This window comes from Nocardiopsis sp. CNT312, from assembly GCF_000515115.1.
In the GTDB taxonomy this organism is placed as follows: domain Bacteria; phylum Actinomycetota; class Actinomycetes; order Streptosporangiales; family Streptosporangiaceae; genus Nocardiopsis.
In genome coordinates this window covers 134,298-157,618 of record NZ_KI911537.1, presented here as the reverse complement: position 1 = coordinate 157,618, position 23,321 = coordinate 134,298, and the positions used below count along the sequence as shown (strand labels likewise).

At 72.2% G+C, this 23,321-nt stretch carries 23 protein-coding genes, 3 tRNA genes and 1 pseudogene; 9 read left to right on the top strand and 18 right to left on the bottom strand.

All coding sequences use genetic code 11. The annotated features are described in order from the left end of the window. Window positions 1-414: 414 nt before the first annotated feature. Window positions 415-1,620, top strand: coding sequence for an L-2-hydroxyglutarate oxidase (lhgO, locus tag B042_RS0119605; protein ID WP_028649767.1), 1,206 nt, complete (start codon window positions 415-417; stop codon window positions 1,618-1,620). A gap of 69 nt (window positions 1,621-1,689) precedes the next feature. Here lhgO and B042_RS27155 read toward each other — a convergent pair. Together B042_RS27155 and B042_RS0119600 are read right to left on the bottom strand one after the other, a co-directional pair. Beyond that, window positions 1,690-1,794, bottom strand: a pseudogene (locus B042_RS27155) (ferredoxin); the annotation flags it as partial. A gap of 189 nt (window positions 1,795-1,983) precedes the next feature. Next, complete coding sequence (locus tag B042_RS0119600; protein WP_028649766.1) at window positions 1,984-2,781, bottom strand: SAM-dependent methyltransferase; 798 nt, start codon at window positions 2,779-2,781, stop codon at window positions 1,984-1,986. A gap of 159 nt (window positions 2,782-2,940) precedes the next feature. On the opposite strand from B042_RS0119600, the gene B042_RS0119595 reads away from it, so the two are divergent. The 3 genes from B042_RS0119595 to B042_RS0119580 all read left to right on the top strand — a co-directional run bounded on the left by B042_RS0119595 (window position 2,941) and on the right by B042_RS0119580 (window position 7,987). After that, entirely contained in the window at window positions 2,941-3,372 is a 432-nt protein-coding gene (locus B042_RS0119595) for a Fur family transcriptional regulator (protein WP_028649765.1), read from the top strand. 56 nt (window positions 3,373-3,428) lie between these two features. Then, complete coding sequence (gene katG / locus B042_RS0119590) at window positions 3,429-5,633, top strand: catalase/peroxidase HPI (RefSeq protein WP_028649764.1); 2,205 nt, start codon at window positions 3,429-3,431, stop codon at window positions 5,631-5,633. Window positions 5,634-6,601: 968 nt separating this feature from the next. Further along, the gene (locus tag B042_RS0119580; RefSeq protein ID WP_028649763.1) at window positions 6,602-7,987 is read left to right on the top strand and encodes a PepSY domain-containing protein; all 1,386 of its coding nucleotides are present in this window, start codon (window positions 6,602-6,604) and stop codon (window positions 7,985-7,987) included. Between the two features lie 54 nt (window positions 7,988-8,041). Here B042_RS0119580 and B042_RS26265 read toward each other — a convergent pair whose 3' ends face one another. From B042_RS26265 to B042_RS0119550, 6 genes are all read right to left on the bottom strand, one after another. Further along, window positions 8,042-8,428, bottom strand: coding sequence for an NUDIX hydrolase (locus B042_RS26265; protein WP_051415813.1), 387 nt, complete (start codon window positions 8,426-8,428; stop codon window positions 8,042-8,044). 83 nt (window positions 8,429-8,511) lie between these two features. Beyond that, complete coding sequence (locus B042_RS23945; protein ID WP_036555644.1) at window positions 8,512-8,988, bottom strand: cob(I)yrinic acid a,c-diamide adenosyltransferase; 477 nt, start codon at window positions 8,986-8,988, stop codon at window positions 8,512-8,514. After that, entirely contained in the window at window positions 8,972-10,141 is a 1,170-nt protein-coding gene (locus tag B042_RS23940; RefSeq protein WP_081748893.1) for an ABC transporter ATP-binding protein, read from the bottom strand. Before B042_RS23940 ends, B042_RS23945 begins: the two co-directional genes overlap by 17 nt. Continuing rightward, window positions 10,138-11,880 (bottom strand): iron ABC transporter permease, encoded by a 1,743-nt coding sequence (locus B042_RS23935; protein ID WP_051415811.1) that lies wholly within the window; start codon window positions 11,878-11,880, stop codon window positions 10,138-10,140. Before B042_RS23935 ends, B042_RS23940 begins: the two co-directional genes overlap by 4 nt. A gap of 2 nt (window positions 11,881-11,882) precedes the next feature. Next, window positions 11,883-12,965 carry an ABC transporter substrate-binding protein gene (locus B042_RS23930; RefSeq protein ID WP_051415809.1) on the bottom strand — a complete coding sequence of 361 codons (1,083 nt, stop codon included), beginning with the start codon at window positions 12,963-12,965 and terminating at the stop codon, window positions 11,883-11,885. 478 nt (window positions 12,966-13,443) lie between these two features. Then, complete coding sequence (locus B042_RS0119550) at window positions 13,444-14,457, bottom strand: alpha/beta hydrolase (RefSeq protein ID WP_028649761.1); 1,014 nt, start codon at window positions 14,455-14,457, stop codon at window positions 13,444-13,446. Between the two features lie 241 nt (window positions 14,458-14,698). Here B042_RS0119550 and B042_RS0119545 point away from each other — a divergent pair, with 241 nt between their 5' ends. Together B042_RS0119545 and B042_RS23925 are read left to right on the top strand one after the other, a co-directional pair. Next, window positions 14,699-15,781 (top strand): S-(hydroxymethyl)mycothiol dehydrogenase, encoded by a 1,083-nt coding sequence (locus B042_RS0119545; RefSeq protein ID WP_028649760.1) that lies wholly within the window; start codon window positions 14,699-14,701, stop codon window positions 15,779-15,781. Then, a complete protein-coding gene (locus B042_RS23925; RefSeq protein ID WP_051415807.1) occupies window positions 15,778-16,269 on the top strand; it encodes an MBL fold metallo-hydrolase in 492 nt (163 codons plus the stop codon). Before B042_RS0119545 ends, B042_RS23925 begins: the two co-directional genes overlap by 4 nt. 9 nt (window positions 16,270-16,278) lie before the next feature. Here B042_RS23925 and rpmF read toward each other — a convergent pair whose 3' ends face one another. The 6 genes from rpmF to B042_RS0119505 all read right to left on the bottom strand — a co-directional run bounded on the left by rpmF (window position 16,279) and on the right by B042_RS0119505 (window position 19,120). Further along, window positions 16,279-16,449, bottom strand: a complete 171-nt coding sequence (gene rpmF, locus B042_RS0119535) for a 50S ribosomal protein L32 (protein WP_028649759.1) — start codon at window positions 16,447-16,449, stop codon at window positions 16,279-16,281. A 50-nt stretch (window positions 16,450-16,499) separates the two neighbouring features. After that, entirely contained in the window at window positions 16,500-16,745 is a 246-nt protein-coding gene (locus tag B042_RS0119530; protein WP_028649758.1) for a type B 50S ribosomal protein L31, read from the bottom strand. Window positions 16,746-16,779: 34 nt separating this feature from the next. Further along, on the bottom strand, window positions 16,780-16,944 hold the full coding sequence (gene rpmG / locus B042_RS0119525) for a 50S ribosomal protein L33 (RefSeq protein WP_028649757.1): 165 nt from the start codon (window positions 16,942-16,944) through the stop codon (window positions 16,780-16,782). Between the two features lie 59 nt (window positions 16,945-17,003). Then, window positions 17,004-17,642, bottom strand: coding sequence for an ABC transporter ATP-binding protein (locus B042_RS23920; RefSeq protein WP_231494154.1), 639 nt, complete (start codon window positions 17,640-17,642; stop codon window positions 17,004-17,006). Window positions 17,643-17,747: 105 nt separating this feature from the next. Next, complete coding sequence (locus B042_RS0119510) at window positions 17,748-18,566, bottom strand: MerR family transcriptional regulator (protein ID WP_028649755.1); 819 nt, start codon at window positions 18,564-18,566, stop codon at window positions 17,748-17,750. A gap of 47 nt (window positions 18,567-18,613) precedes the next feature. Further along, window positions 18,614-19,120 carry a glycosyl transferase gene (locus B042_RS0119505; RefSeq protein ID WP_028649754.1) on the bottom strand — a complete coding sequence of 169 codons (507 nt, stop codon included), beginning with the start codon at window positions 19,118-19,120 and terminating at the stop codon, window positions 18,614-18,616. 81 nt (window positions 19,121-19,201) lie between these two features. Here B042_RS0119505 and B042_RS25940 point away from each other — a divergent pair, with 81 nt between their 5' ends. Next, window positions 19,202-19,393: a hypothetical protein gene (locus tag B042_RS25940; protein WP_028649753.1), complete on the top strand. Its 192-nt coding sequence runs from the start codon at window positions 19,202-19,204 to the stop codon at window positions 19,391-19,393. 74 nt (window positions 19,394-19,467) lie between these two features. On the opposite strand, the gene B042_RS0119495 is transcribed toward B042_RS25940, so the two are convergent. The 3 genes from B042_RS0119495 to B042_RS0119485 form a co-directional block, all read right to left on the bottom strand. Beyond that, window positions 19,468-19,541: transfer RNA gene (locus B042_RS0119495), tRNA-Val, on the bottom strand. A 16-nt stretch (window positions 19,542-19,557) separates the two neighbouring features. Beyond that, window positions 19,558-19,628: transfer RNA gene (locus tag B042_RS0119490), tRNA-Cys, on the bottom strand. Between the two features lie 40 nt (window positions 19,629-19,668). Then, window positions 19,669-19,741: transfer RNA gene (locus B042_RS0119485), tRNA-Gly, on the bottom strand. A gap of 175 nt (window positions 19,742-19,916) precedes the next feature. Here B042_RS0119485 and B042_RS0119480 point away from each other — a divergent pair. After that, on the top strand, window positions 19,917-21,065 hold the full coding sequence (locus B042_RS0119480; protein ID WP_028649752.1) for a molybdopterin molybdotransferase MoeA: 1,149 nt from the start codon (window positions 19,917-19,919) through the stop codon (window positions 21,063-21,065). Here the strand turns inward: B042_RS0119480 and B042_RS23915 are convergent. Then, window positions 21,005-22,597 (bottom strand): MFS transporter, encoded by a 1,593-nt coding sequence (locus tag B042_RS23915; RefSeq protein ID WP_051415805.1) that lies wholly within the window; start codon window positions 22,595-22,597, stop codon window positions 21,005-21,007. The genes B042_RS0119480 and B042_RS23915 overlap by 61 nt on opposite strands. A gap of 142 nt (window positions 22,598-22,739) precedes the next feature. Between B042_RS23915 and B042_RS0119470 the strand changes: the two genes are divergently transcribed. Next, entirely contained in the window at window positions 22,740-23,315 is a 576-nt protein-coding gene (locus B042_RS0119470; protein WP_028649751.1) for a TetR/AcrR family transcriptional regulator, read from the top strand. Window positions 23,316-23,321: the final 6 nt, after the last annotated feature.

Sequence of the window (23,321 nt, the reverse complement as noted above, 5' to 3'; positions counted from 1 at the left end):
GGTCTCCAGGGGCGATGTCGTTGCCTGGAGACTTGCCGTTGCCATCGAGCGGCTCGGCTTCCCACGAGGAACAGCGGCTGCGGCCCCGGCTCCTCGCAGAGAGCCGGTCCCGGATGGGCTGGCCGAACGTCTGATCCGCACCGCGGGTATGCCTCCTGAGGAGGTAGCGGCCCTTGACTTGGAACAGGCAGTGGACCGGTGGGCCGATCTCCGGCCCCGGCCGCGTTGACTGGTCCTTGCCCCTCTGGTCTTCGGGGGACAGGTGCTCCACTGTTACGCCCGTCTCGGTGAACGTGCGCGTCATCGTGGCCGAGGGGCCCGGAGACGCCGCCCTCGCGCGCCGTGCCAGGATCGGCGTGGTCGGCCTTGGCCGGTGAGGCGGATCGTGTACACGTGGGAAGACGGAGAACCACCATGGCTGACGAGGTCGTCGGCATCGTCGGCGCGGGCATCGTCGGGCTCGCGATCGGCCGCGAGATCACGCTCAGGCGCCCGGGCACCCGGGTCGTGGTCTTGGAGAAGGAGAACAGGGTGGCCGCCCACCAGACCGGCCACAACTCCGGGGTCGTCCACGCCGGCCTGTACTACAGGCCCGACAGCCTCAAGGCCCGCCTGTGCACCCGCGGCCGGGACATGCTGCGCGACTACTGCGCCGACCGAGGCCTGCCCTACGACGAGTGCGGAAAACTCGTCGTCGCGCTGGACGGCGGCGAGGCGGCGCGGCTTGACGACATCTACGCCAGGGCCGGCACCAACGCCGTCCCCGGCCTGCGGCGGGTGGGGCCCGAGGAGATCCGCGACATCGAACCGCACGCGGCCGGGAGGGTCGCCCTGCACTCTCCGCGCACCGCCATCACCGACTACACGCGCGTCGCCGAGGCCTTCGCCGCCGACCTCGCCGACGCGGGCGGCGAGGTCCGCCTCAACGCGCCGGTCACCCGGATCGAGGAGGCACCGGACGGGCTGCGGATCCTCGCGGGCGGCCAGGCCGTGGCCGTGGGCGAGCTGATCGTCGCCGGGGGGCTGCACACCGACCGGGTCGCCCGCATGGCCGGGGACGGGCCCGGCCCCAGGATCGTCCCCTTCCGGGGCGAGTACATGCTGCTGCGCCCCGAACGCACCCACATGGTGCGCGGGCTCATCTACCCCGTCCCCGACCCCCGCTACCCCTTCCTCGGCGTGCACTTCACCCGCCGGGTGTCGGGGGACGTGGAGGTCGGACCCAACGCCGTCCTCGCCTTCGCCCGGGAGGGCTACCGGCTCTCCGACATACGCCCGCGGGACGTGGTCGACTACCTCTCCTGGCCCGGTTTCTGGGCCATGGGGATGCGGCACTGGCGCACCGGGGTCAAGGAGATGCGGGGGTCCTTCTCCCGACGCGCCTATATGAGATCGGCGTACGAGTACGTCCCCGAGGTCACGCTCGACGACGTCGTCCCCGGGGGTGCCGGTGTGCGCGCCCAGGCACTGGACCGCGACGGCTCCCTCGTCGACGACTTCCGAATCCACCGGCTCGGACGTGTGACGACGGTCCGCAACGCACCCTCCCCGGCAGCCACCTCGTCCATGGCCATCGCCGAGCACGTGGTCGACACCGTCCACGGCGAGAGGGCGCGCTGAACCCGTCGGCCCTCTCCGCGTGCACGAAGCGATGACACGGCGGGGCGGCTGGTCCTGGGGCGGATGCTCCTCCGGGACGACGGCCCCACCGTCCTCGTCGCGCTGCTCGAAGACGTCGGGAGCGATGGCCGCGCACTGCCCCGAGGCGATGCACTCGGGTCCGCCGAGTTCCACGCGCACACGGTTCTCCTTCTCGCTGTCTGCTGCTGCGGGCTGCCAGGTGGGGGCCACGTCGGCCTTCCTGAGCACGGGCGGCGGCCGCAAAAGTGTTCCGTGTCACGGAGTGCGCTCCGTGAGTGGCCCTGGGAACACCGAGGGCCGGGCTGTCCAAGCCCGGCCCGGAAGCGCGTGAAGCCCGGTGGATCAGGCCTTGCGGGCCACCACCCCGAACTCGTCCATGAACTTGGGCTCCCCGATCTCGGCGGGGGCGGGCCGCCACTGGGTGATCGAGACCAGTCCGGGCTCGACCGGTTCCAGGCCCTCCATGAAGCCCCCGATCTGCTCCGGGGTGCGCAGCATGATGGGGGCGGGGGAGGACGCGTTCCACATGCGCACCGATTCCTCCATGGCCTCGCCGGTGGCGGCGTTGGTGGCGTGGGTGAGCACCACGTGGCTGCCCGGGGGCAGGGCGTCGACCAGGGTGCGCACGATCGTGAACACCTCGTCGTCGGCGAAGTGGAACAGCACCCCCAGCAGGATGAGCCCGATCGGTTGCTCCAGGTCGAGGACCGTCTCGGCCTCGGCCAGGATCTTCTCCGGCTCGCGCAGGTCTGCGTCGATGTAGGCGGTGCGGCCCTCGGGGCTGCTGGTGAGCAGAGCACGGGCGTGGGCGAGCACCAGCGGGTCGTTGTCGACGTAGACGATGCGGGACTCGGGGGCGACCGCCTGGGCCACCTCGTGGGTGTTCTCCGCGGTGGGCAGGCCGGTGCCGATGTCCAGGAACTGGCGGATGCCCACCTCCTGGGCCAGGTAGCGGACCGTGCGCTTGAGGAAGGCGCGGTTCTGGATCGCCATCTCGCCGATCATCGGCAGGACCGACAGGATCTGGTCGCCCATCGCCCGGTCGGCGGGGTAGTTGTCCTTGCCGCCGAGCCAGTAGTCGTAGACGCGCGCGGAGTGGGGCTGGGAGGTGTCGATGGGGGCGGGTGGGGTGTGCGACATGGGTGCCTTCCGTCTCGTTCAGGGACCAGAGTAGGGCTCCGGAGCCCTTGGAGGACAGGGGGATTCGGTCCTGGCCTGCCACTACTGATCTACTATGTTGTTTGACTGGTTCCATCACATCATTTGACTTGTTCAAGAAAAGCGGACAAACTTCGGGGCATGCCGACACCCTTGGATTTCGAGCGCATGCTGCGCGAGTCATCGCTGCGGGTGACCAGTCCCCGGATGGCTGTGCTGTCCGCCGTGCACGAACACCCGCATGCCGACACCGAGTCGATCATCGGCGCCGTGCGCGGCAGTATCGGGGCGGTCTCCCACCAGGCCGTGTACGACGTGCTCAAAGCACTGACCAACGCGGGTCTGGTACGGCGTATCCAGCCACAGGGCTCTGTGGCCCGCTACGAGACGCGCGTGGGCGACAACCACCACCACGTGGTGTGCCGGTCGTGTGAGGCCATCGCCGATGTCGACTGCGCCATCGGCCACGCACCGTGCCTGACCGCGTCCAACGACCGAGGCTTCACGATCGAGGAGGCCGAGGTCGTCTACTGGGGCCTGTGCCCCGACTGCTCCGGCGCGGACGGTTCCTGACACCGCCCGCGCCCGCTTCCCTGTGTTCACTTCCTCCCTGGCTCGGAAGGACATCGATGTCTGAAAACCACGAAGCAACCGCCACCGGAGGCTGCCCGGTCGCCCACGGCCGCGCTCCCCACCCCACCGAGGGCGGCGGCAACCGTGGCTGGTGGCCCAACAAGCTCAACCTGAAGATCCTGGCCAAGAACCCGGCCGTGGCCAACCCGCTCGGCGAGGGCTTCGACTACGCCGAGGCGTTCAGGGCCCTGGACCTGGACGCGGTGAAGGCCGACATCACCGAGGTCCTCACCACCTCCCAGGACTGGTGGCCGGCCGACTTCGGGCACTACGGGCCGCTCATCATCCGCATGGCCTGGCACAGCGCCGGCACCTACCGCTCCCACGACGGCCGCGGCGGCGGCAGCGCCGGACAGCAGCGCTTCGCCCCGCTCAACAGCTGGCCCGACAACGTCAACCTCGACAAGGCCCGCCGTCTGCTCTGGCCGGTCAAGAAGAAGTACGGCCAGAACCTCTCCTGGGCCGACCTGATGATCCTCGCCGGCAACGTGGCCCTGGAGTCCATGGGCTTGCCGACCTACGGCTTCGGCGGCGGTCGCGAGGACGTGTGGGAGCCCGACGAGGACGTCTACTGGGGCCCCGAGACCACCTGGCTCGACGACCAGCGCTACAGCGGCGACCGCGACCTGGAGAAGCCGCTGGCCGCCGTCCAGATGGGCCTCATCTACGTCAACCCCGAGGGCCCCAACGGCAACCCGGACCCGCTGCTGGCCGCTCGCGACATCCGCGAGACCTTCGGCCGCATGGGCATGGACGACGAGGAGACCGTCGCCCTCATCGCTGGCGGCCACACGTTCGGCAAGACCCACGGTGCGGCCCCCGACAGCAACCTGGAGGCCGACCCCGAGGCCGCCGGCCTGGAGCAGCAGGGCCTGGGCTGGAAGAACAACCACGGCACCGGCAAGGGCAACGACACCATCACCTCCGGCCTGGAGGTCATCTGGACCACCACGCCCGCCGAGTGGAGCCACGGTTTCTTCAAGAACCTGTTCGAGTTCGAGTACGAACTCACGCAGAGCCCCGGCGGTGCCCACCAGTGGATCGCCAAGGACGCCCCGGAGATCATCCCGGACGCCCACGAGGCCGGCAAGAAGCACAAGCCGACCATGCTCACCACCGACCTGTCGCTGCGCTTCGACCCGGTCTACGAGCCCATCTCGCGCCGCTTCTACGAGAACCCGCAGGAGTTCGCCGACGCGTTCGCCCGCGCCTGGTTCAAGCTGACCCACCGCGACATGGGCCCCAAGGTCCGCTACCTGGGCCCCGAGGTCCCGCAGGAGGACCTCATCTGGCAGGACCCGCTGCCCGCGCGGGAGGGTGAGACCATCGGCGACGCCGAGGTCGCCACGCTCAAGGCCAAGGTCGCCGAGTCCGGTCTGACCATCTCCCAGCTGGTCTCCACCGCCTGGGCCTCCGCCGCCACCTACCGCGACAGCGACAAGCGCGGCGGCGCCAACGGCGCCCGTGTCCGCCTGGCCCCCCAGATCGACTGGGAGGTCAACAACCCGGCCGAGCTGCGCACCGTGCTCGGCACGCTGGAGGGCATCGCCGCCGACTTCAACGCCTCCTCCGAGAGGAAGGTCTCCCTGGCCGACCTCATCGTCCTCGCCGGCGGCGTGGGCGTGGAGCGGGCCACCAAGGCCGCGGGCCGCGAGGTCACCGTGCCCTTCACCCCCGGCCGCGTGGACGCGGGCGAGGAGCACACCGACGCCGGAAACTTCGCCTACCTGGAGCCCGTCGCCGACGGCTTCCGCAACTACTACGGCAAGGGCAACCGACTCCCCGCCGAGTACCTGCTCATCGACAGGGCCAACCTGCTGGGTGTGAGCGCCCCGGAGATGACCGTCCTGGTCGGCGGCCTGCGCGTGCTGGGCGCCAACTACGACAACTCCACCACCGGTGTCCTCACCGAGACCCCCGAGCGGCTGACCAACGACTTCTTCGTCAACCTGCTCGACCTCGGCACCACCTGGACCCCGGCCGGAGACACCTCCGAGACCTCGGAGACCTTCGTGGCCAAGGACGCTTCCGGTGCCGTCAAGTGGACCGGCAGCCGCGTCGACCTGCTGTTCGGCTCCAACTCGGAGCTGCGCGCCCTGGCCGAGGTGTACGCCTCCGACGACGCCGAGGGCAAGTTCGTCGACGACTTCGTCGCCGCCTGGGTGAAGATCATGGAGGCCGACCGGTTCGACCTGGTCTGATCGCCGCGCGAGCCCGTGAGGCCGGCCCGACCGTGAAGGTCGGGCCGGCCTTCGGCGTGTCGGGGTACCCCGGCCGGGGTTTGATGGTTTGTTTCCTGGGCGGGAATTTTGAGTCAGGGTGAACTCGCTTACCGGGTCGGTTCCTCCGGGGCCTCGGTGTCCCGTTGGGGGACCGGGGTGCACACCCCGAAGCGCGCGAAGGCCGAACAACCGGATCGCGCGCTGACCGGGCGGGGCAGACGGGTGCGAGTTCGCAAACCGGTCGCGACCGGTTTGCGGATCCCGCAGTGGACGAGGTCGGCCGGAGCGCTGGAGGAGAAGGCCGTCTGCGACCTGGTGCACGGACTCGTCCAGTCGGTCGAGTACGCACGCCGGGTCATCCCACGGCGTCCGCGTCCGAGGACGAACGTCCGGCACAGCTGCGGGTCTCACGCTATGCGTCGTTGATCGGGAGGAACGATCCGTTCGTGACGGTGGTCTTTCCGTTCTCCGCCCTCAAAGGACTCCCTGACCGCGTCAGGACCGACCGGGTCAAGACGCTGATCCGCCACATCGACAGGGGGCGGTGGGCGGCGCACCTGCTGCCCGGGGAAACACCGGCCCTGGCCGTGGCGGCGTACTCGGAGAACACCGCTCATCGCGTTGAATTGCGACACCTGACGGACCAGGTACCGGTCCGCGACACCCGCAACCGCGCCGCGGCCACCCTGGGTTTCCCCGCCGCCGAGCGGGTCGCCCCGTTCGCCGGTGAGAACCGCCCCTACCGACCTCCTCCATCCCACGCTCCACACCACACCCGAACGCGGTTCCGTGGGTGTGGTGTTCTGAAAGTTCCCTGTGTCCGGAACCAGCGGCCCTCCTGAGGCGACTCTCAAGGCAGGAACGTACTCTTACTCTGTGCGTTCATCCCACTACGATCAATGCCGAGGTCATCGGTGTGGACGCACCAGACCCAAGGAGAACCCCCCATGACACAGGAAACGGACACGACTTCTGAGAGAACGACCTCCCCGAAGCAGGGGAACCAGTGGAGTGCCCTCCGATCCCTGGTGCTGCGGCTGCACTTCTACGCGGGCGTCTTCGTCGCCCCGTTCATCCTGATCGCCGCCGTCACCGGGCTGCTCTACGTGTGGACGCCCCAGATCGAGCAGGCGCTCTACGCCGACCAACTGCGCGTCGAGCCCTCCGGCCAGACGCTCCCGCTCAGCGAGCAGGTGCGCATCGCCCAGGCCGAACTCCCCGGCGCCGAACTCGGCGCGGTGCGCCCCGCCACCACCGGCGAGGACTCCACACGGGTGCTGTTCGACGCCCCGGAGGAGCCCAACGCCAGCTACCGCAACACCGTCTTCGTCGACCCCCACGACGGCGAGGTGCTCGGGGTGATGCAGACCTACGGCAGCAGCGGCGCCCTCCCCGCTCGGGCGTGGATCAGCAACATGCACCGCAACCTGCACCTGGGCGACGCCGGGCGCTTGTACAGCGAGTTCGCCGCGAGCTGGATGTGGGCGGTCGCCCTGGGCGGCCTCGCCCTCTGGGTGTCGCGCAACCGGCGCGTGCGCGGCGGCGCGCGCCGCCTGCTGATCCCCGGTTCGGGTGCGAGGAAGGGCCGTCCCCGGTCGCTGTCGGTGCACGGGGCCACCGGGCTGTGGATCCTCGTCGGCCTGCTGTTCCTGTCGGCGACCGGCATGACCTGGTCGCAGTACGCGGGTGCCAACATCGGCGACCTGCGCCAGCGGCTGGACTGGACCACCCCCTCGGTCTCCACCGAGCTGCCCGAATCCGCCACCTCCGCCGCCTCCACCGCTGACGCGGGGGTCGACGCCGTGCTGGCCACCGCACGCGAGGCCGACCTGGACGGGCCGGTCGAGGTGGTGCCGCCCGCGGAACCGGGCTCCTCCTACCTGGTCAAGCAGGTCGACCTGAGCTGGCCCACGGGTGCGGACTCGGCGGCGATCGACCCGGCCACCGCCGAGATCGTCGACGTCCTGCGCTTCGACGACTACCCGGTCATGGCCAAGCTCACGAGCTGGGGGATCTCCGCCCACATGGGGCTGCTGTTCGGGCTGCCCAACCAGCTCGTGCTGAGCGCCCTCATCGCCGGACTGCTCGCCGTGCTGTTCCTGGGCTACCGGATGTGGTGGCAGCGCCGCCCCACCCGAACCCGGGCTCTGGGCGTGGGCCGCCCCTATCCGCGCGGCTCCTTCGGAGAGCTGTCCCTGCCGCTGAGGATCGCGGTGGTGGCCGTGCTCGCGCTGTTCGGCTGGGCGGTGCCCATGCTGGGGGTGTCGCTGCTGCTGTTCCTGGCCGTCGACGCCCTCCTGGGCTGGCGCGCCCGCCGGACCGGCGCGGCGTAGCCCGCCTTCGTCTCACGGCGAAGGCCGAAGCCGACCTTCGCCGTGAGACACACCTCAGGCCCCGTCCAGAAAGGCGGCGAGCAGTTCCCGGTCCTGCTCGTGGCTGAGCAGTGCCGCCGCCTCGGCGGCCGGCACCCAGCGGACCGCGTCGACCTCCTCGCCGGGCTCGAAGGCACCCGCCTCCTCCACGGTCATGGCCCAGTAGTGCACGATCTTTCCGGGGTAGGAGGCGGAGCCGAGAGGCCGGCCCAGTCGGCAGCGCAGAGCCGTTTCCTCCCACACCTCGCGCAGGGCGGTCTGCTCCAGGGCCTCGCCCGGGTCGCGCTTGCCCTTGGGGAAGGACCAGTCGCCGTGCCGGGGCCGGTGGATGACCGCGAACTCCGGTCCGGAGTCGCCCGGTCGGGTGACGAGGCCGCCCGCGGCGGCCAGGGGTGTGTCCACGATGTCCTCATCGCATGCTCGGTGGAGCCCCGGCGGTGCCGGGGCTCTCCTACGGTTCGATCGGGGGCGGCAGCGCCCCCGGTTCAGGGGTTGAGAATGCCCTTCTTCTGCTCGTGCTTGACGAGCGTGAAGCCGGTGACCGTGTCCGCCGTCGCATACAGCGGGGCGGGGGCGTCGCGACCGGTGAGAATGGCGCTCGTGAGGGGGTGTCGGCTCCGGATCCGCTCGGCCACGGTCTCGGCGTCCAGCCAGCCGTGCTCGACCGCGTGGGTGATCTCGTCGAGGACGACGAGCCCCGGGTGGTCGGAGTCCAGGGCCTCCAGCGCGGCGGCCCAGGCCCGGTCGCACAGCGCCCGCGGGTCCTCCGAGGCCCAGGTGAGTCCGGGGGCGAAGACGGGCCAGCGGATCCCGGCCGCCGTGCCCACCGCCGCCTCCGCGGCGTTCCAGGCGGCCCCCTTGACGAACTGGACGACCGTGGTCGGCCAGCCGTGGCCGGCGGCGCGCACCGCGTAGCCCAGGGCGGCGGAGCTCTTGCCCCAGCCCTCACCGGTGAAGAGCATCACGATGCCGCTCTTGGGGGCCGGGGGTCTGCTTCTGTGCTGCACGGGTCGATCCTAGTGACGTCTGGGTCCGGCCGAACATCACCGCCCCGTCCGCTGCCACGCTCAGGGAGACCGCGTCACCGGGCCGGTGCGGCGACGCCGAGTGCAGCAGGACCGTTCCCGCCGCTCCCAGGCGTACCCGAAGCCTGTGGTGGCGCCCCTCGAAGACGCTGGAGACGACGGTTCCGCGCAGCGCCTCCGGCCCCTCGCCGAGCCGCACCGCGTCCGGGTGCAGGTACACCGCCGCCTCGGAACCGCCCGCGGCGTCCTCGCCGCAGTAGCGGCCGACCAGCCGCCCTCCCGCCACGGCGGCCACCCCCCGGCCGTCCTCGACGGCGAGGGCGTCAGGGGCGATGCGCGAGGAGAACCCGGCCAGGCTCGCCACCCAGCCGCTGGCGGGACGGCCGAACACCTCCTCGGGGGGCGCCTCCTGGACCGCGCGGCCCTCGTGGAGCACCAGGACGCGGTCGGCCAGGGCGAGCGCCTCGCTCACGTCGTGGGTGACGTAGAGGGCGGTGGTGCCCAGGCGGCGCAGCAGGACCGCGAGCTCCTCGCGCATCTCCCCGCGCAGCTGGGAGTCCAGGTTGGACAGCGGTTCGTCGAAGAGCAGCAGCCGGGGGCGGGTGGCCAGGGCGCGGGCGATCGCCACCCTCTGCTGCTGGCCGCCCGAGAGCTCGGCGGGGCGCCGATCCTCCAGGCCCTCCAGGTGCAGGAACTCCACGAGTTCGGCCACCCGGCTCCCGCGCTCGGCGGCGGTGGTCCGGTGGACCCCGTGGCGCAGCCCGTAGCCGATGACGTCCCGCACTCGCAAGTGCGGCCACAGCGCGTAGTCCTGGAACACCATGCCCATGCCGCGGAGTTCGGGCGGCACAGCCGCGCCGGGGTCCGAGAGCACCCGGTCGCCGAGGAGCACCTCCCCCTCACCGGGGAGTTCGAGCCCGGCGACCAGCCGCAGCAGGGTCGACTTGCCGCACCCGGAGGGCCCCAGTACCGCGAGCGTGCTGCCCGCGGCCACTTCCGTGTCGATGCCGTGCAGAACCCGGGGCCCGCCCCCGTAGCGCATACCGAGTCCGCGCAGCAGGAGCGGCGCGGTGTGCCGTTGGTCGGTCATGTTCTCCTCCCGGAGGGTTGGGCGCCGCCGAGGAGCCGGCGGCCGAGGATCGTGGAGGCCGCGGCGAGGGCCAGCACGAGCAGGGAGCTGAGGACGGCGCCGGCCGTGGCGTAGCCGTACCGGCCCCGGTCGTATTCGAGCAGGATCTCGACGGGCAGGGTGGTGTAGCTGGGCGGTGCGAGCATGGTGGCCGCCGCCAGGTCGAAGATCCCGGAGGCGAGCACGGCGGCGAAGGCCGAGACCAGTGCCGGGGCGACCAGGGGGACCAGGACCGTGCGCAGCCTGGTGGCCAGGCGTGCGCCGCTCAGCCCGGCCGCGCTCAGCAGGCTGTCCGGGACCTGGGCGAGGGCGCCCAGTTGCAGGCGTACGGCCACGGGCAGCGCCGCGGCGGTTCCGGCGAGTACGAGCAGCACCGGCTGCCCGTACAGGGCCAGGCCGGCGGAGGCCAGGACCGGCTGGTTCCACAGGAAGATGTAGCCGACGGCCAGGACGATGCCGGGCACCGCCAGTGCCACGGTCCCGGCCATGTCGATGAGGAACCGGGCCCGGAAGCGCGTGAAGGTGAGCACCACCCCGACGAGGAACCCGAGGACCGTGGTGAGGACCGCGGCGCCGAGCGCGACCGACAGGGAGTGGCCCATGCCCTCCAGCATCCTCGAACCGGAGCTGAGAACCTCCGCGTAGTGCTCCAGGGTGAGGTTGCCGGGCACCGGGCCGCCGTGCAGGGTCCGGCTGAGGGACACCTGGAGCGAGGTGCCCAGCGGCAGACCGAAGGCGACCAGCAGGACGAGGCCGGTCACTCCGCTCCACAGCCACGGCCACCGGGCGGGCGGCGGCTCCGTCCGCCGTGCCCGCCCGGTGAGGAAGTCGTAGCGTGAACTGCGCAGCGCCCGGAAGTACACCAGCAGCGCCGCGGCGATGATGAGGACCAGGTAGAAGGACAGGACACCGCCGAGGGCGAAGCTGACCGGGCTCTGGCGGACCGAGGCGTAGATCGAGTACGGCAGTGTCGGGTAGTGGTAGGCCGCCGAGAGCGCCGCGGGCAGGCCGAAGTCGCCCAGGACGTCGACGAAGACCAGGACGGCGCCGGAGACCACGGCCGGGGTGAGCAGCGGGACCCGTACCGTGCGCAGGACCGTCCAGGGGCGCGCGCCGGACAGGGCGGCCGCCTGCCGGTAGGAGCCGTCGTCCCAGTGCAGGGCCGCCGAGGCGGCCAGGTAGGCGAAGGGGTACTTGATCAGGCCCATGATGACGATGAGCCCGCCCGGGGAGAAGACCAGGTGCGACACGTCCAGCCCCAGGGTGCTCACCGCCACGCCGCTCGGCGAGGCGAAGAGCACCCAGCCCTGGGCGAGCACGAAGGAGGGGCTCACCAGCAGTGCCCACGCCGCCGCGTCCAGCAGGCGGGCTCCGGGGAAGGACACCGTGTGGCGCAGCAGGGCCAGGCCGGTGCCCAGGACGCCGCCGAGCACCATCGCCCCGGTGGCCAGGGTGAGCGAGTTCACCAGGCTCGCCTGCCACAGTGGGCGCCGGAGGATCTCGCCCAGCAGTTCGGGCCGCAGGCTCCAGTCGGGGGCCAGGCCCAGGCCCGGGGCGACGCCCTGGGCGAGGACGAGCAGCAGCGGCAGGCCGACGAGGACGGACAGGACCGCCAGGACGAGCCACCCGAGGATGTTCTCGGGTGCGGTGCGCCGTGGCCGACGGCTGGCCCCGCCCGGGCGGTGGAGGAGGGCGGCCATCGTCACTGGGCCATCCGGTCGGCGAACCAGTTCTTGATGTCGGCCTCGTTCTCGGCGGCGAAGGAGGCGTCGGTGAGCAGGAGGCGGCCGTCCTCGGGCCGGGCCTCGGGCAGGCTGGAGGTGTCCGTTCCGGACACGAACGGGGTGATGATCCCGTCGTCGCCGCCCTCGGCCATGAGGTGGCCCATGGTCTCCGGGGTCAGCAGCCAGTCGACGAGCTTCTGAGCCGCGCAGGGGCGCGGGGTCTGCGCGCTGATGGCGGCGGACCGCACCACACCCGGGGCGCCTTCCTCCGGCCACACGAAGTCGACGGGCTCGCCGGAGTCGATCAGCCCGTAGACGTTCTGTTCCTGGAGCGCGGCGACCGGGACCTCCCCGGAGGCGAGCGCCTGGCCGACGGGGCCGTTCTTCTCGTAGGTGTTGAGCCCGTGGTCGGCCAGCGTGCCGAAGAACTCCTCGGCTCCGGCGTCCCCCAGCTCCTGGTAGAACCAGGAGACGATCGGGTAGGCGGGCGCCGCGACGGCGGGGTCGGCGATACCGAGCGGGGCGTAGGCGGGGTCGGCGAGGTCCTCCCAGCGGGTGGGTGCCTCCTGGGGGTCGAGGCGGTCGGTGTTGTAGGCGATGACCGCGGCCGCGTGCCGGCTGACCGGGACCCAGGCGTTGTCCTCCGGGAGCAGCTCCTGGCCGTCGCTGTCCAGGTTGCCGGTGTTCTCCAGCGTGTGCCCGGCGAGCAGCCGGTCCTGCTCCCGCAGCGCCTCCAGGCTGCCGTGGCCGTCGAGGACGACCACGTCCCATTGCGGGTTGTTGGCCTCGGCGGCGATGCGGGCGAGGATCTCGCCCCCGCCCAGGTCGGCGATCTCGGTCTCGATGCCGGTGTCCTGGGTGAAGCGGTCGCTGAGGGTGGGTCCCCACGGGTTGAGGTAGACCCGCAGCGCCCCCTCCTCGGCGGTGCACTCGGAGGAGGGGGACAGGTCGGCGCCGTCCGTCGCGGCGCTCGGAACGCCCGATGCGCAGGCGCTCAGCCCGAGGGCGAGGAGGGCGGCGGTGGCCGGGGCGAGAACGGGGGAGCGGTCGGGGAGGGGCATGGTCGGGTCCCTTCGTGGAGGCGGTGGTCGTTTCCGACACCCCCACGCTCTCGGGCCGCTCTGAACGGTGTGTCCAGCGCAGCCGACCCGGGGACGAGTCCCGGGCGACGATCCGACGACGCCGCAGGTCGCCGCCGAACCGCTGTCGGCCCCGTGTTCACTCCCCGTTCACCCGCCTCCTGTCCGGGTGCCGCCGAGCCCCCCGCCCCGCAGGGCGCCGGGGGCCTGCCTCGGTGCAGCCGCGGCCGCCGCCCACGCGGATCTCCGCGCCGGTGGCGAACGACGACTCGTCGGAGACCGGGAAGGCCACCAGCGGCGCGATGTCGGCCGCGGTCCCGGCCCCGTGCGGGCCGTCCCCGCCCGGGGCGCCTTTTCAGGGCCGGTCGCGGGGGCGCTTGCGTGCGCGCGGCACCGGTGCGGGGCCGCGGCCGGGCACGACGGTGTTGGCGACGGCCCCGACCCCTCCGCGTCGGCGCGGCTAGCGCACGCCGGTCGCCGAGCGCTGCCCGGCCTGTTGCCGGGGCACCGTCGACCGGGTGCCCAGCACCTCGGCCAGGAAGTTCGAGGCCAGCAACAGGGCGGCCTGGTTGGCCTGGGTGCCGCGCATGCTGTCGACCATCATGAAGTCGTGGATCATGCCCTGGAAGCGGACCGCCGTCACCGGGACACCGGCCTCCCGCAGCCTGCGCGCGTACGCCTCGCCCTCGTCGCGCAGCACGTCGGCCTCACAGCTGAGCACGATCGCAGGCGGCAGCCCGCGCAACTTCTCCCTCGGGGCCCGCAGCGGGGACGCGTAGATCTCCGCCCGGTCTTCGGGGTCGGCCGTGTACTGGTCCCAGAACCACATCATGCCCTCTCGGGTCAGGAAGTACCCGGTGGCGAACTCGCGGTAGGAGCCGGTATCGAAGGCGGCGTCGGTCACCGGGTACAGCAGTGCCTGCCCCCTGAGCTCCACGTCCCCCCGCTCCTTGGCCATCAGCGCCAGCACCGTGGCCATGGTGCCGCCCACCGAGTCCCCGCACACCGCCATGCGGGTCCCGTCCAGGTCCTTCTCCGAGCCGTGTTCGACGGTCCACCGGGCGGCCGCATAGTTCTGCTCGATCGCGGTGGGGTACTTGGCCTCGGGCGCACGGTCGTACTCGGGGAAGACCACGGCGGCGCCGGTGCGCACCGCCAGCTCCCGGGTCAGGCGGTCGTGGGTGTGCGCGCTGCCGAACACCCAGCCGGCGCCGTGGACGTAGAGGATCACCGGAAGTGTTCCGGTGGCCCCGGCCGGGCGCATGATCCGCAGGGGCACCTGGCCGGTGGGTCCGCCCTCCACGGTGATCCACTCATCGGTGATCTCGGGCTTGGGCACGCCTTCGCCGTTCTGGACCTCCTCCAGGATCTCCCGGCCCTGCTCTGGGGGGATCTGGTGGATGAAGGGCGGAACGGCGTTGGCGTCGGCGAACTCCTGGGCGGCCCGCTCCAGGACCACCTTGTTCTCGGACATGCCTCTCCCCGGTTCGGTGTGGTGTGCTGTGTCCACAGCAGGGCTTTCCAGTGGTTCACCAGCGGAAACAGGGTTTCCCGAAACCTGGTGGGATCCAGCGCGGGAGTTCGGCGTTCCGGACGCGGGGCACGCGTCGGCAGGGGATCCACTGGGTGTTTCTTTGCCCCGTCGTCACGGCGGTCACGCCTGGTCACCGCCCTGTTCCCGGGTACGTCTCCCTCCGGAGGAGGGGAGAGCGGACATGCAGCGTGTACGCGCGGTGGTCGCCAGAGCCGAGGGGGAGCCGGTCTCGGTCGAGACCGTGCTGGTCCCCGCCCCCGGCCCGGGAGAGGCCGTGGTGAAGGTGTGGGCGTGCGGGGTGTGCCACACCGACCTGCACTACCGGGAGGGCGGCGTCAACGACGAGTTCCCCTTCCTGCTCGGCCACGAGGCCGCCGGGAGCGTGGAATCGGTCGGCGAGGGGGTGACCGGGATCGAGCCCGGCGACTTCGTCGTCCTCAACTGGAGGGCCGTGTGCGGCCAGTGCCGCGCCTGCCGCCGAGGGCGCCCCCAGTACTGCTTCGACACCCACAACGCCCGGCAGCGGATGACCCTGGCCGACGGCACCGAGCTCACCCCCGCCCTGGGGATCGGCGCCTTCGCCGACAAGACCCTGGTGGCCGCCGGGCAGTGCACCAAGGTCGACCACGCCGCCCGCCCCGAGGCCGTCGGTCTGCTCGGCTGCGGCGTGATGGCCGGGCTGGGTGCCGCCCTCAACACCGGGCGGGTGGGGCGCGGCGAGTCGGTCGCCGTCATCGGCTGCGGCGGCGTGGGCTCCGCGGCCGTGGCCGGGGCACGCCTGGCGGGGGCCGCGCGGATCATCGCCGTCGACCTGGAGAAGCGCAAACTCGACACGGCCATGAAGCTGGGCGCCACGCACACCGTGAACGCCGCCAAGGCCGACACGGTCGCCGCCGTGCGCGAGCTCACCGACGGGTTCGGTGCCGACGTGGTCATCGACGCCGTGGGCACCCCCAAGACCTACGAACAGGCCTTCTACGCCCGCGACCTGGCTGGAACCGTGGTCCTGGTGGGCGTGCCCGCCCCCGAGACGCGGCTGGAGCTGCCGCTGCTGGAGGTCTTCGGGCGAGGCGGGGCGCTGAAGTCCTCCTGGTACGGCGACTGCCTGCCCTCGCGGGACTTCCCCGTGTTCACCGACCTCTACCTCCAGGGCCGCCTGGACCTGGACGCGTTCGTCTCCGAGACGATCGGTATCGGGGACGTGGAGGCGGCCTTCGAGCGCATGCACCGCGGCGACGTCCTGCGCTCGGTGGTGGTCCTGTGAGCGGTGCGCGCATCGAGCACCTGGCCACCTCCGGCCTGTTCACCCTGGACGGTGGCAGTCGGGAGGTGGACAACAACGTCTGGGTCGTGGGCGGCGGCACCGAGGCGGTGGTCATCGACGCCGCGCACGACGCCGACGCGATCCTGGCGGCGGTGGGCGGGACCGAGCTGAGGGTGCTGCACATGCCCGGGCACAGCCCCGGAGCGGTGTGCTCGTACGCGCCCGGCCTGGGCGCGGTGTTCTCCGGGGACACGCTCTTCCAGGGCGGGTCGGGTGCGACGGGGCGGTCCTTCCCTGACTTCCCGACGATCATCGCCTCGATCCGCGACCGGTTGCTGACGCTGCCGCCGGAGACGGTCGTGCACACCGGCCACGGCCCCTCTACCGTGATCGGCGGCGAGGCGCCCCACCTCCAGGAGTGGAGCGGCCGGGGGCACGAGGAGCGGGGGACGGGCGGCACCGTCCCGGGCCGCCCGTCCTGCGAGTAGGCGGGGCGCCTACTCCGGCGGTGACAGGTATCCGCGCTCATAGGCGCGCACGAGGTTGCGGGGGACGCGGTACTCGCGGCCCCGCAGGTGCACGGTGACCAGGTCGGGGGTCTGCGCCTTCCACTGGGAGCGGCGGGTGCGGGTGTTGGCGCGCGACATCCTGCGCTTGGGTACGGCCATCGTGGGTTCCCTTCCAGGGACGGAGCGTGTGCGCCCCGTCCCGCTGTGCGTTATGTGCGCTGGTAGCGGCGGTTGAAGCGCTCCACCCGGCCCGCGGTGTCCACCACACGGGCGTTGCCGGTGTAGAAGGGGTGGCTGGCGCTGGAGATCTCGACGTCGACGACCGGATAGGTCCGGCCGTCCTCCCACTCGATCGTCTTGTCGCTGTTCATGGTCGACCGAGTGAGGAAGGCGAAGTCGGCGGCCCGGTCCCGGAAGACGACGTACCGGTACTCGGGATGGATTCCGTGTTTCATGAGGGCCCTCTCGTGGTGTGGTGCTCGGCCGGGGTCAGCGTTCCTCGCGGAACTCGACGTGGCGGCGGAGCTTGGGGTCGTACTTGCGCAGGACCAGGCGGTCGGGTGTGTTGCGCCGGTTCTTGCGGGTCACGTAGGTGGTCCCCGTTCCCGCGGTGGACTTGAGCTTGATGATGGGCCGGACGTCGTTGCGTGCCATGCGTGCCTCCTCGGCGGACGGGCTCTAGAACAGCAATGATAACCGTTTTCATTCCTGGGTTATGCGTCGGTCCGTCCGGCGAGGGGCGAGGGGCGAGGGGCGAGGGGCGAGGGGTGCGGCGGAGGGCGGGCGGTCCAGACCCCCGGCCTCCGGGGAGCGGAGACTGGTTCGGTCACGTCGATGAGCCGTTCGAGGCGGGCGAGGGTCTCCGCGCGGTGGGAGGCGATGAGGACGGTGCAGCGGAAACCCGCGATGGCCTCCGAGACCGCCCGTTCGGTGGCGGGGTCGAGGCTGGCCGTGACCTCGTCGACGAGCAGGATCCGCGGTCGGCGGACCAGGGCGCGGGCCAGGGCCAGGCGTGCCCGCCGCCCGCCGGAGAGCCGCTGCCCGCCCTCGCCGAGCCCGTCGTCGAGACCGATCCAGTCACTGGCACCAACGCGTTCGAGTGCTGCGGTCAGCCCGGCGTCCGAGCGGGGCGGGCAGCCGCGCGACAGGTTGTCGCGGACGGTGCCGTGGAAGAGGGCGGCCTCCTGGTTGACCGGCGCGACGGCTCCGCGCAGGCAGGCCTCGTCGAGGTCGGCCACGGAGACGCCGGTGGCGTCCGCCGCGAGGCGTTCGGCGGTGCCCGACGCGGGATCCCGCAGCCGGGCCGCGAGGGCGATGACCCTGCTCTTGCCCGACCCGGACGGGCCGACCAGTCCGACGTGCTCGCCGGGTGCGATGCCGGCCGACCAGGAGGTGGGGATCGGCTTGCGGCCCGCGTAGCCGAAGGACGCGTTCCGCAGGCGCCGACCGGCGGGCCGTCAGTCCCAGGACGCCGTCTCGGGGCAGACGCCGTGGGACCGGGCGTTGGCCTCGACGACCTCGCGCAGCCAGGTGGCCAGCCCGCCCTCGACGGCGTCGAGGAAGGCGGTGAACCCGGGGTCCGTGGTGTACAGGCGGGCGATGCACACGTGCATCGCGTGTGTGCAGTCGAAGTAGGCGCTGATCGCGGCCCGGTGCTCCTCTGCCAGCGCGTCCGCCCGCTCACTCCCGGGGACCGTACTCGCACGGTGGGCCTCGGTGAGCTTGGCGTGGACCTCCTCGACGGCCTCGGAAACCTCCTTCCAGTCCCCGGCGCCGCGCTGTGCGGCCCGTTCGGCGTACTGCGCCCACTGCTCGGTGCCGCCCCAGCGCTCACGTGCTCCGGCGTTCCAGGACGGCCGCCAGCGCTCACCGAAGACCTCCGCCTGTTCCCGCTCCGACAGCAGCGGTCCGGACCGTCGGGCCTCGATCAGCCGCTCCAGATCGCCTGTCTTGCGCCGCAGGCGTTCGGTGCGTTCGCGGAGCCGGTCGCGCTGGCGCAGCAGTGACGCGGCCGCCTCCTCGGCCGGCGCCTCCAGAAGCGGGCCGATCTCGTGCAGGGGGACGTCCAGTTCCCGGTAGAGGAGGACACGGCGGAGGCGGGCGAGGTCCGAGGCAGTGTAGAGGCGGTGGCCGCCGGTGCTGCGCAGGGACGGAAGGACGAGGCCGACCGCGTCCCAGTGGTGGAGGGCGCGTACCGTGACGCCGAAGCGGGAGGCGACGGCCCCCACGGTGAGGCCGTCGTCCGAATCGCTTCGGCGGGATCCACGGGTCGTCATGCCTCCCAGTGTGCAGGGCGCACCGTGGGACCCGCTGCCGGCCGCGGTCACTCCCCGGGGGGCGTGATGCCGATGGAGCGCAGGTGCTCGGCCTCAGCGCTGCCCGGTGTGTGGGGGCGGGCCGCCGTCATGACCACCCGTGCGTTCTCGGGCGTGGTCACCTCCAGGTCCACCGTGTTCCACGGTGTCCGCCGGGGCCCCGCGGTGCATCCCGGCCGCAGCTCCTCGCAGACGGCGGCGATCTCCTCGATCTGGTTCAGGACGCAGGCGAAGCTGACGCTCACCGGCGGTGTCCGGTCCGGCCGCTCGCCTGGGACCAGCAGGACGTCCTGGAAGGTCCAGCGGCGCAGGTGCGTGATCTGCCCGGGGACGGAGAACAGGTCGAGGAAGCCGAGCCCGCGGATCCAGAAGTCGGCTGACAGGGCCAGGTCCGGGGCGGGGAGCGTGGTGAACATCGGCATGGCGTAGATCCCGCGGAACGGCTCCGGCGGTGTGGCGTCGGTACCGGGAGCGGGAACGGGGCCGACCTCGAAGGCGGGAAAGGTGTGGGTCATGCCGGTCAAGCTAGGACCTGACGCCGCGTGAGGTTCAAGCCGAGGCCGGCCCCGGGGCCAGGTGCCGGGGAGGCCGACGGCGTGCGCGGTCAGGCGCGCCCGGTGGTCCAGGTGCTCCTCGCGCGCCTCGACGACCCGGCCGTACTGGCCGAAGAGTTCGAAGCCGACCGTCCCGAACAGGGCCGTCCACGCGTCGGTGACGCCGAGCACCGTCTCCGGCGGGGAACCGGTCGGTACCTCGGCCTGTTCGGCGTCGGCGTCCGCACCCCCTGACACAGGCCCCGGCAAACACGGCGGACGGCCCTGCCCGGGGCCGAAGGCTTCCGGGCAGGGCCGTCCAGAGTCCGTGGGCGATACAGGATTCGAACCTGTGACCTCTACCGTGTCAAGGTAGCGCTCTAACCAACTGAGCTAACCGCCCCGAGGGAAAAACGGGGAGGTGGAGACGGGATTTGAACCCGTGTAGACGGCTTTGCAGGCCGCTGCCTCGCCTCTCGGCCACTCCACCGAGCACACGTGGGACGTGATGACGCCCCGCGCCTCCTCCGAGCGGACGACGGGATTCGAACCCGCGACCCTCACCTTGGCAAGGTGATGCTCTACCAGCTGAGCCACGTCCGCGCCGCTCGGCCCGGGTCTCACCTGCGTGACCCTGCCGTGCCGCTGGTAAGAACTCTAGCGGAAAGCCCGCAGACCGCAAATCGAAATCGGGACCGCCTCGCTGGGCCCGGCGGAATGGGGGTGGCGGGGCCGCCCGGGGGACAATGGGTGGAGGCGCAAGACGAGGGGGAGTGGCATGGGCCGAACGTGGGCGGAGGCGCGCGCGGTCGCGCGCCGACTCGGCGGGGAGCGTGCCCCCGGGCCCAGGGAGGTGCCGCTGGAGCGGGCCCTGGGGGCCGTCCTCGGCGCTGACCTGCGTGCCCTGGTGGGCCTTCCGGCCTTCGATGCCGCCGCTATGGACGGGTACGCGGTGGCGGGCGCGGGGCCGTGGCGGTTGGTGGGCGCCCATCTGGCCGGCGCTTCGGCCGTCCATCCGGGGCTGCGCCCGGGAGAGGCAGTGGAGATCGCCACGGGTGCGCGTGTGCCCAAGGGGGCGGAGGCGGTCCTGCCCTACGAGCACGCGGTCACCGGAGCCGGGGGTGTCGAAGGACACATCGACGCGGGGCGGCATGTGCGCTGGGAGGGCGAGGAGACCGCGCCGGGGGAGACGGTGCTCGCACGGGGCGCCGAGGTCACGCCCGCCGTGCTCGGCCTGGCCGCGAGCCTGGGCCATGAGTCCCTGCCGGTGGTGCGCCCCCGGGTGGACGTGGTCGTCACCGGGGACGAGGTTGCCCCGAGCGGGCTGCCGGGTGAGGGCACCGTCCGCGACGCCATCGGTCCGATGCTGCCCGGCATCGTGGGCTGGGCGGGTGCGGAGGTGGGGCGGGTCCGCCATCTGGGCGACGATCGCCGCATGCTCCGGGAGTGTGTCACCGGGGCCGAGGCCGACGTGGTCGCGGTGTGCGGATCCTCCTCCCAGGGGCCCGCCGACCACTTCCGCGCGGTCCTGGGGGAGATCGGGGCCGAGACCGTCGTGGACGGGGTCGCCTGCCGTCCGGGCCACCCCCAGGTTCTTGCGTCGGCCGGCCCCACCGTTCTGGTGGGCCTGCCGGGCCATCCGGGGGCCGCCCTGGTGGCCGCGCTCACGCTCCTGGTCCCGCTGCTTACCGGTATGGCCGGACGCCCGGACCCGGCCCGGGTCGCAGAGCGGGTGCCCCTCGCGGGCGACGTGCGTCCCCACCACCGGGACACCCGTCTGGTCGCCGTGTGCGTGGGGGCCGACGGTGCCCGACCCGCGGGCCGGGACCGGCCGGGCAGCCTGCGCGAACCGGCGCGGGCCGACGCCTACGCGGTGGTGCCGCCCGGGTGGGACGGCTCCGAGGTGGAGCTGGTCCGGCTGTTCTGAGTCCCGGGGGCCTGCGCGGGGCCCGCCTGGCCGCGCAGCAGCAGCCACGCCTGAACGGCGGACGCCAGTACGACCACCGCCGCGATGGCGCTGGTGAGGTGCATCCCGGTGGTGAACGCGGACTGCGCCGCCGCCATGAGGTCGGCACCCTCCGTGCCGCCCAGCTCCGCGGCGGTCTGTGTGGCACCGCCCAGCGTCTCCCGGGCGCGCTCCACCGCGCTCTGCGGGACCCCGTCGACGGCGGCCAGGTCGGCGCGGTAGGACGCGGTCAGCACACTGCCCAGCACGGCCACACCGAGGGCCCCGCCCAGTTCGTAGGCGGTCTCGGAGATGGCCGAGGCCGCGCCTGCGCGCTCCGGCGGGGCCGCCGACATGATCGCGCCGTTGGTGAGGGTCTCGGCCAGACCCGAGCCCAGGGCGACCAGTGCGAACCCCGCCGCCACGATGAGCGCCCCGGCGGCGGGGGCGCCGGGGGAGGCCAGCACCAGTAGGGCGAACCCGGAGGAGGTCACGGTCAGGGAGCCGCCGACCACGGCGGCCAGGCTGAGCCGCCGGGACAGGCGGACCGCGACGAAGCTGGCCACCACCGAGACCACCAGCCCGGGCACCAGCACGAACCCGGCGCGCATGGGTGAGAGGTCCAGGACCAGTTGCAGATACTGCGTCAGGAAGAACAGCGACGCGACCAGGGAGAACACCATCACCAGGTTGGTGGCCACGGCCACGCTGAAGGTGCGGGAGCGGAACAGGTTCACGTCGATCAGCGGGTCGGGCAGGGCCCGCTGCCGCCGGACGAACACCGCTCCCGCGGTCAGCCCGGCTGCGAGCAGGCCGAACGCGGTCAGGGAGGGGTCGTGCGCGGCCAACTCCTTGATCGCGTAGACGGCGGGCAGCATGGTCGCCAGCGACAGCACGACGCTGAGCGGGTCCAGGCGGCCGGGGGAGGGGTCGCGCGACTCGCGCACCAGCAGAGGCAGGGCCACCAGGAGCACGGCCATCACGGGCAGGTTGACGAGGAAGACCGATCCCCAGGAGAAGTGTTCGAGCAGCCAGCCGCCCAGGATCGGGCCGAGTGCGGCTCCGGCGGAGAAGCCGGAGGCCCAGACCGCGATGGCCAGCAGGCGCTGGCGGTCGTCGAGGAAGGTGTTGCGCAGCAGCGACAGGGTTGAGGGCATCAGGGAGGCCCCCGCGACGCCGAGCAGCGCCCGGGCGATGATGAGCACCTCGGCGCTGGGAGCGAACGCCGCCACCAGCGAGGCGGCGCCGAAGGCGGCGGAGCCCATCATGAGCAGTCGGCGGCGGCCGATGCGGTCGCCCAGCGCACCCATGGTGACCAGCAGCCCGGCCAGGACGAAGCCGTAGACGTCGACGATCCACAGCAGTTGCCCGGACGTGGGGTCGAGGTCCTCGCTGAGTGCGGGCACGGCGAACCCGAGCACGGTCATGTCGACCGAGATCAGGACGACGGGCAGGACCAGGACGGCGAGCGCGGTCCACTCGCGGGGGCCCGCGAGCGTGTTGGCGGAACTCATCTTTCCTCGTGACTTTCGAAGGTGCGTCTGCGCGGGCGGCGCCATGGCGCGGGCCGCGGGGACGGCGGTCGACCGGGATGTTTCGGGACTCTGGTGAACCGTCCAGACGGTACAGTACCGTCCAGCCGGTAAAGTCGCAATCGTGAGTACATCCAGCACCCGGGACCGGATCCTCGACGCCCTCCAGGACATCCTCGTCCACCAGGGCTACTCCGGAGTCACCCTGGAGGCGGTCGCCCACGCCGCCGCGGTCTCCAAGGGCGGCCTGCTCTACCACTTCCCGTCCAAGAAGGCGATGTTCACCGGCTTGATCGACCGTCTGGGCGCCCTCGCCGAGGACCAGTTCGAGGAGGCCCTCACCGGGGACGAGGGCGTGGTCCGGGTCTTCCTGCGCACGTCACTGCCGAGCAGCTCCGAGGAGCGCGAACTGTACTGGGCGGTCATCGCCTCCCTGCGGAGTCAGGAGGAGCTCTCGGAGGAGGCCGACTCGCTCGTGCGGCACCTCTTCGAGCACTGGGGCGCACTGCTCAGGGAGGAGCTCACCGACCCGGTGCTCGCCGAGATCATCCTCCGGGCGGGCGACGGGCTCTACCTGGCGTCGATCGCCGGGCTGTCCCAGCCCGAGCCGGAGATGCTCCAGCGGATGTGCGACCGCCTCATCGAGGAGTCCGACCGGGTGCGCCGCCCGCGCGTGTCCGCGGCTCGGTCTGGGGAATGACCACGG